The sequence below is a fragment of the Streptomyces sp. NPDC005963 genome, assembly GCF_040638655.1.
In the GTDB taxonomy this organism is placed as follows: domain Bacteria; phylum Actinomycetota; class Actinomycetes; order Streptomycetales; family Streptomycetaceae; genus Streptomyces.
Genome location: NZ_JBEXVD010000002.1, coordinates 380,148 through 393,799, shown reverse-complemented (window position 1 = coordinate 393,799; position 13,652 = coordinate 380,148). Strand labels below are relative to the sequence as shown.

At 71.2% G+C, this 13,652-nt stretch carries 14 protein-coding genes; 9 read left to right on the top strand and 5 right to left on the bottom strand.

Features of this window, described 5'->3' with window-relative positions; translation table 11 throughout:
• The first annotated feature begins 108 nt into the window (after positions 1-108).
• The gene (locus ABZ348_RS04960; RefSeq protein WP_358929403.1) at positions 109-1,590 is read left to right on the top strand and encodes an ATP-grasp domain-containing protein; all 1,482 of its coding nucleotides are present in this window, start codon (positions 109-111) and stop codon (positions 1,588-1,590) included.
• 39 nt (positions 1,591-1,629) lie between these two features.
• Positions 1,630-2,901 carry an NAD(P)-binding domain-containing protein gene (locus ABZ348_RS04955; protein ID WP_358929401.1) on the top strand — a complete coding sequence of 424 codons (1,272 nt, stop codon included), beginning with the start codon at positions 1,630-1,632 and terminating at the stop codon, positions 2,899-2,901.
• A gap of 61 nt (positions 2,902-2,962) precedes the next feature.
• Here the strand turns inward: ABZ348_RS04955 and ABZ348_RS04950 are convergent, their stop codons facing one another.
• Complete coding sequence (locus tag ABZ348_RS04950) at positions 2,963-3,262, bottom strand: hypothetical protein (RefSeq protein WP_358929399.1); 300 nt, start codon at positions 3,260-3,262, stop codon at positions 2,963-2,965.
• 410 nt (positions 3,263-3,672) lie between these two features.
• Here ABZ348_RS04950 and ABZ348_RS04945 point away from each other — a divergent pair, with 410 nt between their 5' ends.
• Positions 3,673-4,257 (top strand): DUF4352 domain-containing protein, encoded by a 585-nt coding sequence (locus ABZ348_RS04945; protein ID WP_358929397.1) that lies wholly within the window; start codon positions 3,673-3,675, stop codon positions 4,255-4,257.
• Between the two features lie 45 nt (positions 4,258-4,302).
• Positions 4,303-4,806: a DUF5949 family protein gene (locus ABZ348_RS04940; protein WP_358929395.1), complete on the top strand. Its 504-nt coding sequence runs from the start codon at positions 4,303-4,305 to the stop codon at positions 4,804-4,806.
• 55 nt (positions 4,807-4,861) lie between these two features.
• Here ABZ348_RS04940 and ABZ348_RS04935 read toward each other — a convergent pair whose 3' ends face one another.
• A complete protein-coding gene (locus tag ABZ348_RS04935) occupies positions 4,862-6,160 on the bottom strand; it encodes a cytochrome P450 (RefSeq protein ID WP_358929393.1) in 1,299 nt (432 codons plus the stop codon).
• A gap of 242 nt (positions 6,161-6,402) precedes the next feature.
• Here ABZ348_RS04935 and ABZ348_RS04930 point away from each other — a divergent pair, with 242 nt between their 5' ends.
• Together ABZ348_RS04930 and ABZ348_RS04925 are read left to right on the top strand one after the other, a co-directional pair.
• Positions 6,403-6,879, top strand: coding sequence for a tyrosinase family oxidase copper chaperone (locus ABZ348_RS04930; RefSeq protein ID WP_358929391.1), 477 nt, complete (start codon positions 6,403-6,405; stop codon positions 6,877-6,879).
• 20 nt (positions 6,880-6,899) lie between these two features.
• Positions 6,900-7,769, top strand: a complete 870-nt coding sequence (locus tag ABZ348_RS04925) for a tyrosinase family protein (protein WP_358929389.1) — start codon at positions 6,900-6,902, stop codon at positions 7,767-7,769.
• 92 nt (positions 7,770-7,861) lie between these two features.
• On the opposite strand, the gene ABZ348_RS04920 is transcribed toward ABZ348_RS04925, so the two are convergent.
• Positions 7,862-8,134: a chaplin gene (locus ABZ348_RS04920; protein WP_358929387.1), complete on the bottom strand. Its 273-nt coding sequence runs from the start codon at positions 8,132-8,134 to the stop codon at positions 7,862-7,864.
• 274 nt (positions 8,135-8,408) lie between these two features.
• On the opposite strand from ABZ348_RS04920, the gene ABZ348_RS04915 reads away from it, so the two are divergent.
• Positions 8,409-8,609, top strand: coding sequence for a hypothetical protein (locus ABZ348_RS04915; RefSeq protein ID WP_358929385.1), 201 nt, complete (start codon positions 8,409-8,411; stop codon positions 8,607-8,609).
• A gap of 21 nt (positions 8,610-8,630) precedes the next feature.
• On the opposite strand, the gene ABZ348_RS04910 is transcribed toward ABZ348_RS04915, so the two are convergent.
• Positions 8,631-10,262 carry a D-aminoacylase gene (locus ABZ348_RS04910; RefSeq protein WP_358929383.1) on the bottom strand — a complete coding sequence of 544 codons (1,632 nt, stop codon included), beginning with the start codon at positions 10,260-10,262 and terminating at the stop codon, positions 8,631-8,633.
• A 19-nt stretch (positions 10,263-10,281) separates the two neighbouring features.
• Positions 10,282-11,556 (bottom strand): alanine racemase, encoded by a 1,275-nt coding sequence (locus ABZ348_RS04905; RefSeq protein WP_358929381.1) that lies wholly within the window; start codon positions 11,554-11,556, stop codon positions 10,282-10,284.
• 133 nt (positions 11,557-11,689) lie between these two features.
• Between ABZ348_RS04905 and ABZ348_RS04900 the strand changes: the two genes are divergently transcribed.
• Both ABZ348_RS04900 and ABZ348_RS04895 read left to right on the top strand, forming a co-directional pair.
• The gene (locus ABZ348_RS04900; protein ID WP_358929379.1) at positions 11,690-12,889 is read left to right on the top strand and encodes a sugar kinase; all 1,200 of its coding nucleotides are present in this window, start codon (positions 11,690-11,692) and stop codon (positions 12,887-12,889) included.
• Positions 12,886-13,638 (top strand): IclR family transcriptional regulator, encoded by a 753-nt coding sequence (locus ABZ348_RS04895; RefSeq protein ID WP_358929377.1) that lies wholly within the window; start codon positions 12,886-12,888, stop codon positions 13,636-13,638. Before ABZ348_RS04900 ends, ABZ348_RS04895 begins: the two co-directional genes overlap by 4 nt.
• The last annotated feature ends 14 nt before the right edge of the window (positions 13,639-13,652 follow it).

Sequence of the window (13,652 nt, the reverse complement as noted above, 5' to 3'; positions counted from 1 at the left end):
CGTACCAGACCGTAGGCGGAAAGTCCTACTAGTGAGCTTATTGACGACACGTCAGTAACCCATTCGTGATAAGTCCTAGCGATATTCAGGACCATCCAGGTGAACGTCATGACGCTGATCCGAACGTTCGACGCACAAGTGCCCGCATTGGTGCTCCGCCTCGACCGCAACCCCTTTCACCACGGCACCCTGGGCGCCGTCCGATCGCTGGGGCGCGCCGGTGTCGAAGTCCATGCCGTGGTCGAGGCGGCTGACAGCCCCGTGGTGCGCTCCCGCTTTCTGCGCGGCGCGCACCTCGCCCCGCCCGGGCCCCTCGGGGCACGGGAGTTCACCGAACTGCTCCTGCGGGTGTCCGACCGGATCGGCACGACAGCCGTGCTCATCGCCATGGACGACGCGAGCGCCATCCACGTGGCCGCGCACCGGGCTCTGTTGAGGGACCGCTATCTGCTGCCGTCACAACCGGTCGGACTCCCGGGGCTCCTCGCCGACAAGGCGGAACTCGCGGCGGTCTGTGCGCGCGCAGGGATCGGCCACCCGTCGAGCGTGGTGCCGGGGAGCGCCGACGAAGCCGCCGATGCGGTGGGCGTGCTGGGGTTGCCACTGGTGGCGAAGTGGAGTCGCCCGTGGCTGCTCAGCCCCGTGAGCGGACTGCGCAGCACCACCCTGGTGCGCTCTCCCGCCGCGGCCCGGGAGCTCTACGGGCGGGCTGAGTGCGCCGGCAGCCCACTGCTCCTCCAGCGTTATGTCCCCGACGCGCCGCGCACGGACTGGTTCTTCCACGGCTACTTCTCCGACCCGCCGGCCGATCACGCCAAGACGGGCGAGCCGGTGGGCCCCCGCTGTCTGGTGGGCGGCAGCGGGCTCAAGGAACTGTCCTGGCCCGCTCGGACGGGTCTCACCGCCAAGGGCCGCTGGCACCCCAACGCAGAAGTCGAGGACGCTGCACGGCGGCTCGTCCGCCAGGTCGGCTACCGGGGCATCCTCGACCTCGACTTCCGCCGTGACCGGGGCACCGGTTCGTACCAACTGCTGGACGTCAACCCGCGCCCGGGGGCGCAGTTCCGACTCTTCACCGATGCCGGCGGGCTCGATGTCGTCCGGGCCCAGTACCTCGATCTGACCGGACAGCGGGTGCCGCAGTCGGCCGGTAGACCGGGGCGGGTCTTCGTGGCCGAGAACTATGCGCTGCTCTCCGCAGCGATGTCGCTGGGGACGCGGCCACGGCCCGAGGAGCCCCGGACGGCCGGGACGGTCGGGCGTGACAGCCGCAGGGGCCGTGGCACGGCCGTGGGGCAACGGGCCGAACGGCCGCGGCACGCCCCTGCCACAACTCCCGCCCACGGCCCGCGCCAGGGCGGCGGGACCGCTGCGGCCGGGGTGGGCACACCGGCGGGGCGGCCCGGCTGGGAGACCGCCTGGTACGCCGGTGACGATCCGCGGCCCTTCCTCGCCATGCTCCGCGCCTGGCTCGGGCGCGGAGCGGTCAAGGCCGGCCGGCGGCTGCGGCCCCCGGCCCTCCTGCCGCGCCGGGTTCCGCGCCCTGCGCAGCGCCCCCGGGAGCCGGACCACGTGCCCCCGCTTCCCTGACCCGCTCCCGCTCCCTCGACCCCCGTGAAGGAACCCACGATGTACGACATGGCAGTGATCGGCGCCGGACCCTACGGCCTGTCCGTCGCCGCGCACGCGGCGGCTGCCGGCATGAGCATCCGCATCTTCGGCCGGACCATGGAGTCCTGGCGGGACCACATGCCGAGCGGCATGTTCCTCAAGTCCGAGCCCTGGGCGTCGAACCTCAGCGACCCCGCCGACCGTCATACGCTCGGCCGGTTCAGTGCGGAACGTGGCTTCGAGGCGGTCCACGGGAGTCCGCTGCCGATCGGTGCGTTCACCGAGTACGGCCTGTGGTTCGCCCGACGCGCGGTGCCCGAGGTCGACGAGCGAACGGTCACCTCGGTCGCCGCCGCCGGGAACGGCTTCGCGGTGCGGACCGCCGACGGGGACAGCATCGGCGCCCGCACGGTCGTGGTCGCGGTGGGCGTACTGCCGTTCGTCCGGGTCCCGCAGCCACTGGCCGACCTGTCCGCCGAGCACGCCACCCATAGCAGTGCGCACCACGACCTCTCCGCCTTCCGGGACCGGGAGGTCACGGTCATCGGCGCGGGGCAGGCGGCGCTGGAGACCGCGACCCTCCTCGCCGAACAGGGCGCGCGGCCACGGCTCGTCGCCCGTGCCGATCACGTGCGCTGGAACACCGTTCCGCTCCCTCTCGACCGTGGTGCCCTGCACTCGGCGCGGACCCCGATCAGCGGCCTCGGCAGCGGCTGGACCACCTGGTCCTACGCACAGCTGCCGTGGGCGGTACGGACGTTGCCCGCTTCGACCCGGGAGCGCATCGCGCGCACCGCGCTGGGCCCGGCGGGTGCCTGGTGGCTCAGGGAGCGCTACGAACGCCAGGTGCCCGCCCTGCTCGGGCACCGGCTGCACGGCGCCGCGGTGCACGACGGACGCGTACGACTGACACTCGCCGGACCGGACGCCACGACGTCCGTGGTGGAGACCGATCACGTCATCGCAGCCACGGGCTTCACCCCCGACCTCGACCGGCTCGCCCTCCTGGACGCCCCCCTGCGCCGTGCGATCGCCACCCTGGGCGTCGGCCGGGCCCCTGAGCTCAACGCCGGATTCGAGTCCTCCTGCCCGGGGCTGTTCTTCGCCGGACTGTTGAGCGCCCCTTCCTTCGGGCCCTCGATGCGTTTCGTCTACGGGGCGACCTACACCGCCCGCCGGTTGGTGGCGGGAGCCCGTGGACGGCTACGGGTCCGTCGTACCCCGTTGCTGCCCCGCCCTGCCGCGACCGTCCGTCCGGTGGAGGAGCCGGCTGCTGTGCACGAGCGCTGACTCCACCGGGGCTGGTGATCCCATCGGGGGCTGCGGGAGTTCCCACCCCACAGCCCCCGGCTCAGTACGGGGGTCTGCTCTGGAACCAACTGCGGTGCGGTGCGGGAGCGGGGCCGTGGCCGGGTGGGACGGGCGGGCGCACCGGGAACTGGATCAGACGGACCCACTCCAGGTCGGGCACCCCGGGGAGGGTACGTCCGGCCGCGGCCCACTCCTGGGCGAGTTGCTCGTAGATCGGGATCTCCTCGTGGGGTGGGCCCAGGGGCCGCGGGTCCGGCTGGGGACGCGGCTGGGAATGCGCCCGTGGGGGCTGAAGCGTCTGAACGCGCTGCCATCGGGCAGGTCCGGTAGTCCTCGCCATGTGTCGGCCAACGCCCGGCCCCTGGGGGAAGTCACTGACGAACGTCGATGCCGGAGTACCGCAGGAACGATATTTCGAGTCCGCGTCCGCGACCTCTCCCGTTGATCGGACTTCACGCCCACAAGACCACTCGGAGTGCGCCCCCCGAGCGTGACCCGGAGATGTGCGCCGATCCTGTGCGCCCCGCCCACGTGGTCCGCTGATGCCGTGGCGTGCCCCCTGCGGGTGACACGCCCCACGACACGGGCCGTCGATGGGGGACTTCGGGCCGAAGGGTCGAGAAGATACGGAAAACGGCCCATCATCCAGCGGGCCGCGCCGTCGGAGCCCCCACTGGGAGACTCCACGGCCCGCCACTCAGAATCCGGGGCGACCCAAGGGGCTCGCTCACGCCCGTCCTAAGGGGACCGATGCGACGACACATCACTTCCGCGCTGCTGGCTTCGGCGCTCGTGATGGGTACCGCCACCGCCTGCCAGAGCATCTGGGGCGAGCGGGACGAACGGACCGACCGCGTCGAGCGCACCCATGCGGCCGGCGCACCCGCCACCGACGCCAAGGGGAAGCAGACCGGTCCCGCCTGGATCGGCGACTCGGTGAACATCGGGGGCCGCGCGTTCGGCGAGCACCTGCGCATCTCCGTGCTCGGTTTCGTCGATCCGGCCGTCGCCACCGGCACCACCGCGAAGAAGCCGGCGGCGGGACACCGTCGGATCGCGGTGGACGTCACCCTCGCCAATGTCGGCGGCAAGCCGTACGACGCCTCCCGGGCCCAGGCGTGGGTCGTGGACGAGCAGGGAAAACGCCATACGGCGACCCGTACGGCGGGAATCACCACGGGAATTCCCCTGAAATGGAACACGGTCGCGGCAGGCGAACAAACGCAGGGTTGGTTGGTGTTCGAAGTTCCGGAGGATGCTCGCATCACACGGTTCTTCTCCACTCTGGGGAGCACCACCGTGTCATGGCAACTCCACTTTCCACCATCCAGGTGAACGCAGGGCCCGACCACAAGGGATCGGGCACTAAGGTGCCGATCCATGACCACTGCGAACTCCACCCAATCATCCGTCCAGCGAAGCCAGTTGGGCACCCTTTCCGTACTCGCCTGGACCGGTGACCCCGAAGCCGGATATGACATGCCGTATCTGCTCGTCTATTCCCTGGGTGATGGGGCGGGGGCGGACGGCGTGAGCGAAACGGCCCTGCGAGCGCTCATCGAGAAGGTGGGACTGAGGGTCGGATCGGCGATGACCGATGCGACGACGGGCTCCTTCAACTCGCCGATCAGACTGCTGGTCGAGGGCGGTCAGGCCGTCCTCACCATGCCGTATCTGAGTGCCCAGTGCCCCGCCCCGAAGGAGTGGCTGACCGCGGTCGACCAGCGGGGACACGTCCACCTCATCATCGCGGCCCGCCCGTGGGCCGCCGCCACCCCCGGCGAGCCCATCAGCGAGGAGACCCTCCAGGCGTTCCTGGGCGACGAGGAGACGCTGATGGCCTCCGGCCACGTCCTGCTGCCGGTGAGCCAACTGCGCCGCTGACGGCAGGGCTGCGCGTCCCCGGCCCGAGAACGCTTCGGGGCCGGGGAATCCGCGCTCACTGCGGGCGCTCGACGACACCCCCTTCGCACCTGGGCCGGCCCTGCTCGGCCGGTCCACATGCGAACGGCAGCGACTTCACCCGGTTGTCGAAACTGGAATCGATCAACTCCGCCGCACCCGTGGCCCTCAGTCCCGATGACACGGTCAACAGTTCATGAAAGATCGCCCTCATTTCCTGTCGGGCCAGATGGGCTCCCAGACAGTAGTGCGGTCCGCCACCCCCGTATCCCAGATGGGGATTGGGATTCCGGGTGATGTCGAATGCGTCCGGATCGTCGAACACCCTTTCATCGCGATTGGCCGACGCATAGAAGAGGACCACCTTCTCGCCCGGTACGAATTCCCGGCCGCCCAGGGCACATGCGGTTCTCACCGTGCGGCGGAACTGGATGATGGGCGTGGAGTGGCGTACGACCTCGTCCATCGCGCCGTCGGCGTACCGGTCGAAGTCCGATGCGAGCAGTTCGCGCTGCTCGGGGTGGTCGCTCAGCAGCACCAGGCCGTGGGCGATGGCGTTGCGGGTGGTCTCCACCCCTGCGACCAGCAGCAGGGAGAAGAACGCCCCCAGTTGGCGGGCGGTCAGCGCCTCGCCGTCGATGTCCGCGCACACCAGCGCGGAGACCAGGTCGTCCGCGGGGCGACGGCGGCGTTCCCTCGCCAGCCGCGCCATCATCCACTGCATGTGGGCCAGCGCGTGCAGCCCGCGCCCCGGCACGCGCAGCCGCGAGCGCTTCACCCCGACGTTCTGCGACGCCTCGTCGACGCGTCGGGCGATCTGCCGGCGGTACACCGGGGGAATGCCCATCAGATCGCAGATGACCTCGAACGGCATCCGGGAAGCCACCGAGGCAACGAAGTCCCCCGGGCGGTCCCGGACCACCTCGGCGACGATGCGGTGGGCCACCTCGCGCACGTTGTCCTCGGCGGCGGCCAGCAGTCGGGGAGTGAAGGCCCGGGCGACGATCTTGCGCAGCGCCGCGTGCTCGGCGCCGTCCATGTTGACCATCGAGTTGCCGAACACCGCCTTCGCCCACGCGGCCGGTTCGGGCGTGGTCACACCGGGAGCACTGGCGAAGTTCCCGGGGGTGCGGCTCGCCTCCTGCACATCGGCGTGCTTCACGAGCGCGTAGAACCCCGGCTCGGACCCGAAATGCCGTGGGGCGGCCTCCTGTCGCAGCAGGGCGAACGAGCGCAGCCGCTGTGCGCGCGGCAGCCGCCAGAACGACGGATCGGCGAGATCGACATCGTCGACCGTCAACGCCGTCGACACCGGCGCCTGCATCGGGACCGTCATGGTCACCACCTCCTGGGGTAGGGCGGCCGTGCCGAACCACGCTGAACCACAACGGGACAGCCGGATGTCCAACACGACGGGGAACATGCTGGTTGACGGCGCCGTACGGGCGGGCACGCCACGACGGACATTGCTGCGGACAGGGGAACGTCCCCACACGGTGCCGGCCACTCGGACGAGCAACCCTTTCGCGGCCCCCTCGTTGACAGATCGATGCACAGCCCCAGCGAAAGAGCGCGTCCATGCCACTGCTCGACCGTCCGCCCGCACGCTTCCTGACCCGCCGCTTCCTGCTGCGCACCGCCTTCACGATCGGGGTCGTCGCGGGTACGGCCGGAGCCCTCGCGCCGATCATCGCCCGCAACCGGCCGGTACAGCCCCCGCGCCGGGGCGTTGCACGCCCACCCGGTCTCGAACGGTTCGCAGAGGTGTACCGGGGCCGGCACATCGAGGGCACGGCGACCGTGATGGTCCCCGTCGACGGAGACGACCGGGCGCGTGCGGTGCCCGTCGCCGTGCCCAGCGTGGAGGTCAGGATCGACGGTCGCCCCCTGCACGTGATGCGTCGGGCCGACGGCAGCTACCTCAGCCTGGTCAACCACTACGAGTCCTTCCCGACGCTGCGCGACGTGGCCCGCGCCGCCGTCGACGACCTGGGCCCCGCGCAGTTGGCGGCCACGCCACCCCGGGGGCACTCCGTCGTCCCGCAGACCCACTGAGCCCGGAGGTCCGAACACCCGTGTACACCCGCAAGAACCAGCGGAACCTGACCCGTACGGAGAAGCGGCGGTTGGTCGACGCGCTGCTGGCGCTCAAACGATCGGGGCGGTACGACGAGTTCGTACGGATGCACGGCGACTTCTACGTCACCGATGCGGAGGAGGGCCCGAGGGCGGCCCATATGACGCCGTCGTTCTTCCCCTGGCACCGCGCCTTCCTCCTTGACTTCGAGCGGGCCCTCCAGGAGGTCGATGCGGACGTCAGCATCCCCTACTGGGACTGGACGGTCGACGATTCGCCCGCGTCCACGCTGTGGGCCGACGACTTCCTCGGGGGCACCGGCCGGGTCGGCGACCGACAGGTGATGACCGGTCCGTTCGCCTACGCCAACGGGAACTGGCGCATCAATTCCCGGGTGACCGACGGCAGGTACCTCACCCGCAACCTCGGTCGCCCCTCCGACCCCGTCACCCTGCCCACCAAGGAGGACGTGGCCGACGCGCTCAAGGAGCCGGTCTACGACGCGGCGCCCTGGAACTCGACGGTGGGCACCGGCTTCCGCAACCGCATCGAGGGGTGGACCGAAGGCGGCATGGACGCCCCCGTGCGCTGGCGCAACCACAACCGCGTGCACCGCTGGGTGGGCGGGCTGATGTTGGGCGCCACCTCGCCCAACGACCCGGTGTTCTGGCTGCACCACTCCTTCATCGATCTGCTCTGGCAGCGCTGGCAGAAGGCGCATCCGAACGCCGAGTACCTGCCGCGGACCCCGCTGCCCGCCTCCGACCCCCAGAGCGGTCGGGTCTTCGCCCTCGAAGAGCCGCTGCCGCCGTGGCGGACCACCACGGCGGACCTGTTGGACCACAGCCGCTGGTACCGGTACGCGTAGGCGCGTCCGCATCGGAACACCATCGGGGCAGCACAGGACCGAGGCCCCCCTTCCGCGGAAGGGGGGCCTCGGTGCTCGGGGTGTGCAACGGCTCAGTGGCCGTAGGCGTTGCCTTCGGGGCCATCCGAGGCGTTCACGCAGGTGTTGCCGAACGCGGGGTTCAGCAGGGCGATGACGTTCACGGTGTTGCCGCAGAGGTTGATCGGGATGTTGACCGGCACCTGGATGGCGTTGCCGGAGATCACACCGGGGGAGTGGGTAGCGGCACCGTGCGCTCCGGCGTCGGCAACGGCCAGGCCGGCGCCGCCGGCCAGGATGGCGCCCGAGCCGGCGACGACGGCAGCGGCCTTCGCGATACGCGACATCAGTTCTCCTTGCAGATCTGAACTCGGCCACAGGACTTGCGGCCTTCACGCTGCTACAACGCCGTAACCCTTGGCCGGTAACGGATGGAGGGCAAAGTGCCCGCCCTTTGCCGTAGTGGACGGCCGCGCACGGGTTCGCGCAGGTCCGGTGAGGTGTCGGAAGAAGTGCCGGGCGCGGTGGCAGGGAACGCACTACGGCGGGTGCGCCGGGGTGCGCCCGGTGTCATCGACGCGGACACGGTGACTGACCGCCCGCAGGGACGTTGCACACCACATGACCCTCTACACGAAGGCCACCGCAGTGGCCGTCCTCGCCTGTGCGCTCGTCGTCCCGGCGGTCGCCACCGCCCACGCCGCTCCCCTGACCACCGCCCGGTCGTCCGGGGAAATCGACCGCAACCTCATCAAGCCGCCGCCCGGTGGGGTGCTCGCCCCCGTCGCCGACGCAGCCGCGAAGCTGCTGCCCCGCCGCTGATCAATCCGCTGAACAATCCGCTCAACGGCCTGGGACACGGCCTGGGACACGGCCCGGGACACGGCGTACCGACCGGCCCGCGAGGACGTCCGTGCGCACCCCGTCCTCGATCACGAACCGGCCGTCGATCAGTACGTGGGGAATCCCGACGGGCAGGGTCCGCGGGGCGTCGAAGGTCGATCCGGCGGCGACCGTCAGCGGGTCGAACAGCACGAGGTCCGCACGGTACCCCTCGTGCACGAGCCCGCGGTCCGGCAGCCGAAGCCGGGCCGCGGGGCGCGAGGTCAGATGTGCGACGGCCTCCTCCAGTCCGAGGACGCCGAGTTCGCGCACGTACCGACCGAGGTAGTGCGGGAAGGTGCCGTAGGCGCGCGGGTGGGGCTTGGTGCCCTGGAGGATGCCGTCGCTGCCGCCGGTGTGCACCCGGTGGCGCATGATCGCGCGGACGTTCTCCTCGTGGCCGACGTGCTGGAGGATGGTGGAGCCGAGCCGGTCGCCGATCAACAGCCTGCGTGCCGTGGTCCAGGGGCTCTCGCCGCGCTCGCGGGCGCTCTGCTCGATCGTGCGGCCCACGTGCGGGCCGAACGCGGGGTCGCTGACACCGGAGATCTCGATCGTCTCCCATTCGATGGGCACGCCGTGGCAGCCGTCGGAGCCGATCTCCTCCAGGTGGTGCCGGATCCGCTCGGCGCTCCCGTCGTCCGCGAGCCGGGCCAGCGTCGCCTCCGGGCCGCCCTCGCTCGCCCAACTGGGGAGCATGGCGACGAGCGTGGTGGAGCCGGGCGTGTACGGATAGGTGTCGAGCGAGATGTCGGCGCCGGCGTCGATGGCCGTGTCGAGGAGTTCGAGCAGCTCGGCGGCCCTGCCCTTGTTCACTCCGAAGTTCATGGTGGCGTGGGCCAGGTGGAGGGCGCAGCCCGCGTCCCGGGTGAGCGTGACCATCTCCTCGTACGCGCGCAGTGCGCCGGCCCCGTACGAGCGGTGGTGGGGGCAGTAGTAGGCGTCGTACCGGGCGAGGACTCGGCAGAGTTCGGTGAGCTCGGCGTCGGGTGCGTACATGCCGGGGGTGTAGGTCAGGCCCGACGACATGCCGACCGCGCCCTGTTCCAGCCCTTCGGCGATGAGTTGCTTCATCCGCTCCAGTTCGGCGGGGGTCGCGGGGCGGTCGTCCCAGCCCACGACGTGCATCCGGACGGTTCCCTGGGGGACGAGGTAGGCGGCGTTGACGGCGATGCCGCGGTCGAGGCGGTCGAGGTACTCGCCGACCGTGCGCCAGTCGAAGTCCACGGACTCATCGCCCGGTCCGCCGCCGTTCCAGCCGTTGATGGCCTGGCGCACCTCGGCCAGGGTCCGGTCGTCGACGGGCGCGTACGACAGACCGTCCTGGCCCAGTACCTCCAGTGTGACGCCCTGGGCGGCCTTCGCCTCGTGGGCCGGGTCGCGCAGCAGCGCGAGGTCACTGTGGGCGTGCATGTCGATGAAACCGGGGGACAGGGCGAGCCCTGCGGCGTCGAGCGTGCGCGGTGCGGACAGGGCCGGGTCGCCCTCGCGGCGGATCGCGGCGATCCGTCCTTCGTGCACACCGACGTCGGCGCGGTAGGAGGGGCCGCCGGTGCCGTCGATGACACGTGCCTCACGGATGACGAGATCCATGGTTCCGGACTCCCCGGTCCTAGAAGAAGGTGCGGATGTAGTCGCTGACCGTGCCGTCCGCCTCGACCAGCGGGATCAGCTGCCACTTGTCGAAGGCGGTGCAGGGGTGGGACAGACCGAGGCCGATCCAGTCCCCGACCTCCAACCGGGCCTCCGCGGTGGTGCGCACCCAGCCGTGCTGGTCGGACAGTCCGCTGACGCTGATGCCGTCGGCTGGCCGGATCGCGCCCGTGCGCCCGTCGCGCACCACCTGTGCCTCGGGCAGGTCCAGGTCGTACGCCGCGTCCCGCTTGCCCGCGTTGATGAACGCCTGCTCGGGGGAGGGGCGGGAGACCACCTGGGCCCAGAGGCGGAAGGCAGGCTGGAGCGCGCCCTCCTCGGGGACGCGGTTGAACGGCGTCAGATGGCGGTAGTGGCCGTCGTCGTGGGAGACGTACGCACCGGAGCGGAGCAGTTTCAGCGCTGGTCGGGACAGCTCCGGGATCTCGGCGAACACGTCCGCGACGGCGTCGAACCAGGCGCTGCCGCCCGCGCTGATCACGATCTCGTCCGTGTCGGCGAACCGTCCGGCCTTGTCGAAGTCGACGGCGAGCGCGACCATGCGGCGCAGCCAGGCGCGGACGCTCGTGCCGTCGGCGGCCGGTACTTCGCCCTCGTACCCGGCGACCCCGACCAGCCGCAGCGAGGGGGCGGCGGCGACGGCGTCCGCGACGGCGGCGCATTCGGCCTCCGTGCGGGCCCCGGTGCGCGCACCTTCGCCGGCGCCGAGTTCGACCACCACGCCCAGCGGGCGGCAGGCCCCTGCCCTGGTGAGCGCCTCGTCCATCAGCTCCACGCCCCGCACGGAGTCGACGTAGCAGATGAAGGTGAAGTCGGGGTCGGCGAGCTCGTCGGCGAGCCAGCAGAGGGCGGCGGCGTCGACGACCTCGTTGGCGAGGAAGATGCGTTGGACGCCGTGGGCGCGGCAGACCCGGGCCTGGTGGGGCACGGCGACCGTGATGCCCCAGGCGCCGTGTTCCAACTGCCGGGCGAAGAGCTGCGGTGCCATCGAGGTCTTGCCGTGCGGGGCGAACGCCAGGCCGTGGCGCTCGGAGTAGGTCTGGAGGAGGGTGAGGTTGTGCTCGACGGACTCCGCGGAGAGCGCGAGCACGGGGGTGGTGAAGCCGCCGGTGAAGAGGTTGAGGCGCTCGGAGGCCAGTTCGCCGACTGTCAGGCCCACGGCGTCCGGCGGGAGCGCCTTGAACCGGTGGTCGACGCGCTCGTGCCGGAGCAGGGCGAGCTGGTCGGCGGGCATAGAGCCTCCTCATTGAGACGACCGTTGCGCTACTTGCAACGTTCATTGCGCATATTGCTCGATGTTGTCTAACATCCGGCGCAGTGCCGGGTCAATGGACTCGACCGCCCCCCATCCCGCGAGGAGCCCCAGGGTGAGCAGCCCGACCGGAACGGCAACCGTGGCCACGACTGACGTCATCTGCCTCGGCGAGTCCATGGTCACCTTCCTGCCGTCACGGCCGGGACGCCTCGCCGACGTCCCCTCCTTCGCCCGCGCCATCGGGGGCGCCGAATCCAATGTCGCCTGCGCGCTCGCGACGGCCGGCCATCGCGTGCGCTGGGTCAGCAGGGTCGGCAGGGACGGCTTCGGCGACCATCTGATCGAGGCGATCTCCGCCTACGGAGTCGACACCTCCGCCGTCGGCCGTGACCCCCGCCGACCCACCGGCATCTACTTCCGCACGGCCACCGACCGCTCCGCCGCCACCCACGAGGTCGTCTACTACCGGGCGGGCTCCGCGGCCTCCGCGATGTCCCCCGATACCGTGCCCGCCGCGGACCTCACCGGCTCCCGCGTGCTGCACCTGTCCGGCATCACCGCCGCACTCTCCGACGACTGCCTGGCCCTCATGCGCACCCTCACCGCGCCGCGGGCGGACCGCCCCCTCGTCTCCTTCGACATCAACCACCGCCCCGGGCTGTGGCGCGACGACCGCGGCGCCGAAGTGCTGCTGGAACTCGCCCGCGGCGCCGACCTCGTCTTCGTCGGGGAGGACGAAGCCGAACACGCCTGGGGCCTGCGGGGCGCCCGCGCCATCCGGGACGCGCTGCCCCAGCCCGCGCTGCTGGTGGTTAAGCAGGGCGGCAAGGGTGCCGTCGTCTTCGCGGCGGACCGGGACGGCCAGGTGCTCCCCACCCTCCCCACCCTCCCCGCGCTCCAGCCGGGCGCGGAGCCACGGTCCCGGGTGGTGGACCCGACCGCTGTGGCGGCCGGGACGGCTGTGGCGGCCGGGACCGCGCCCGGCGGCACCACGACCGGCGAGGGCAGCCCGGTGGACACCGTCACCTTCGTCCCCGCACCCCGGGTGGAGATCGTCGCCGCGGTCGGTGCCGGGGACGCCTTCGCCGCGGGCTTCCTCTCCGCCACCCTGCGCGGACTGCCGATCAAGGACCGGATCCGACACGGCCATCTGATGGCCGCCGCGGCGCTCACCGTGCCCGGAGACGTCGGACAGCCGCCCCCCACCGCCCGCGCGGACCGGCTCGCGGCACTCGACGACGCCGACTGGGAGAGACTTCGTCTCGGCCCCGGCTGGACTTCAGCCGTGGATGAGGAGGTACGCACACCATGAGCCAGACCGTTGACCGAGCCCTGAGCATCCTGCCGCTGCTCGCCCAGGGACCCGCCGACCTCGGACAGGTCGCGACGAGCCTCGGCGTACACAAATCCACCGCACTGCGACTACTGCGTACCCTCCACGACCACGGGCTCGTCTACCGTCAGCAGGACCAGCGCTACCGCCTCGGAGCACGGCTCCTCGCGCTGGCCCAAGAGGCGGTGGAGAACCTCGACGTACGTGAGATCGCCCATCCCCACCTCATCACCCTCAACGAGCAGATCGGGCACACCGTCCACCTCGCCGTCTACGAGGAGAGGGAAGTCCTCTACATCGACAAGGTCGAGAGCCGCTATCCCGTACGGATGTACTCCCGCATCGGGAAGCCGGTCGCGATCACCGTCGCGGCCGTCGCCAAACTCCTCCTCGCCGACCTCCCCGAGTCCGAGCGCCGCGCCATCGCCGAAAAGCTCGACTACCCCATGTACACGTCCCGCTCGACGCCAAACGCCGGGGCCTTCCTGAAGGAACTCGCCGCCGTGCGCGAGCAGGGGTGGGCCACCGACCTCGGCGGGCACGAGGAATCCATCAACTGCATCGGCGCGCCCATCCGCGGCGCTGCCGGCCGGGTCGTCGCCGCGATGTCGGTGTCCGCGCCCAACGTGGTCGTCACCGCCGAGGAACTCCTCACCCTCCTCCCGCTGGTGCGCCGCACCGCCGACACCATCAGCCGGGAGTACTCCGGCTCCGTCACGCCCCACTGAGTCCCAGCCACCCC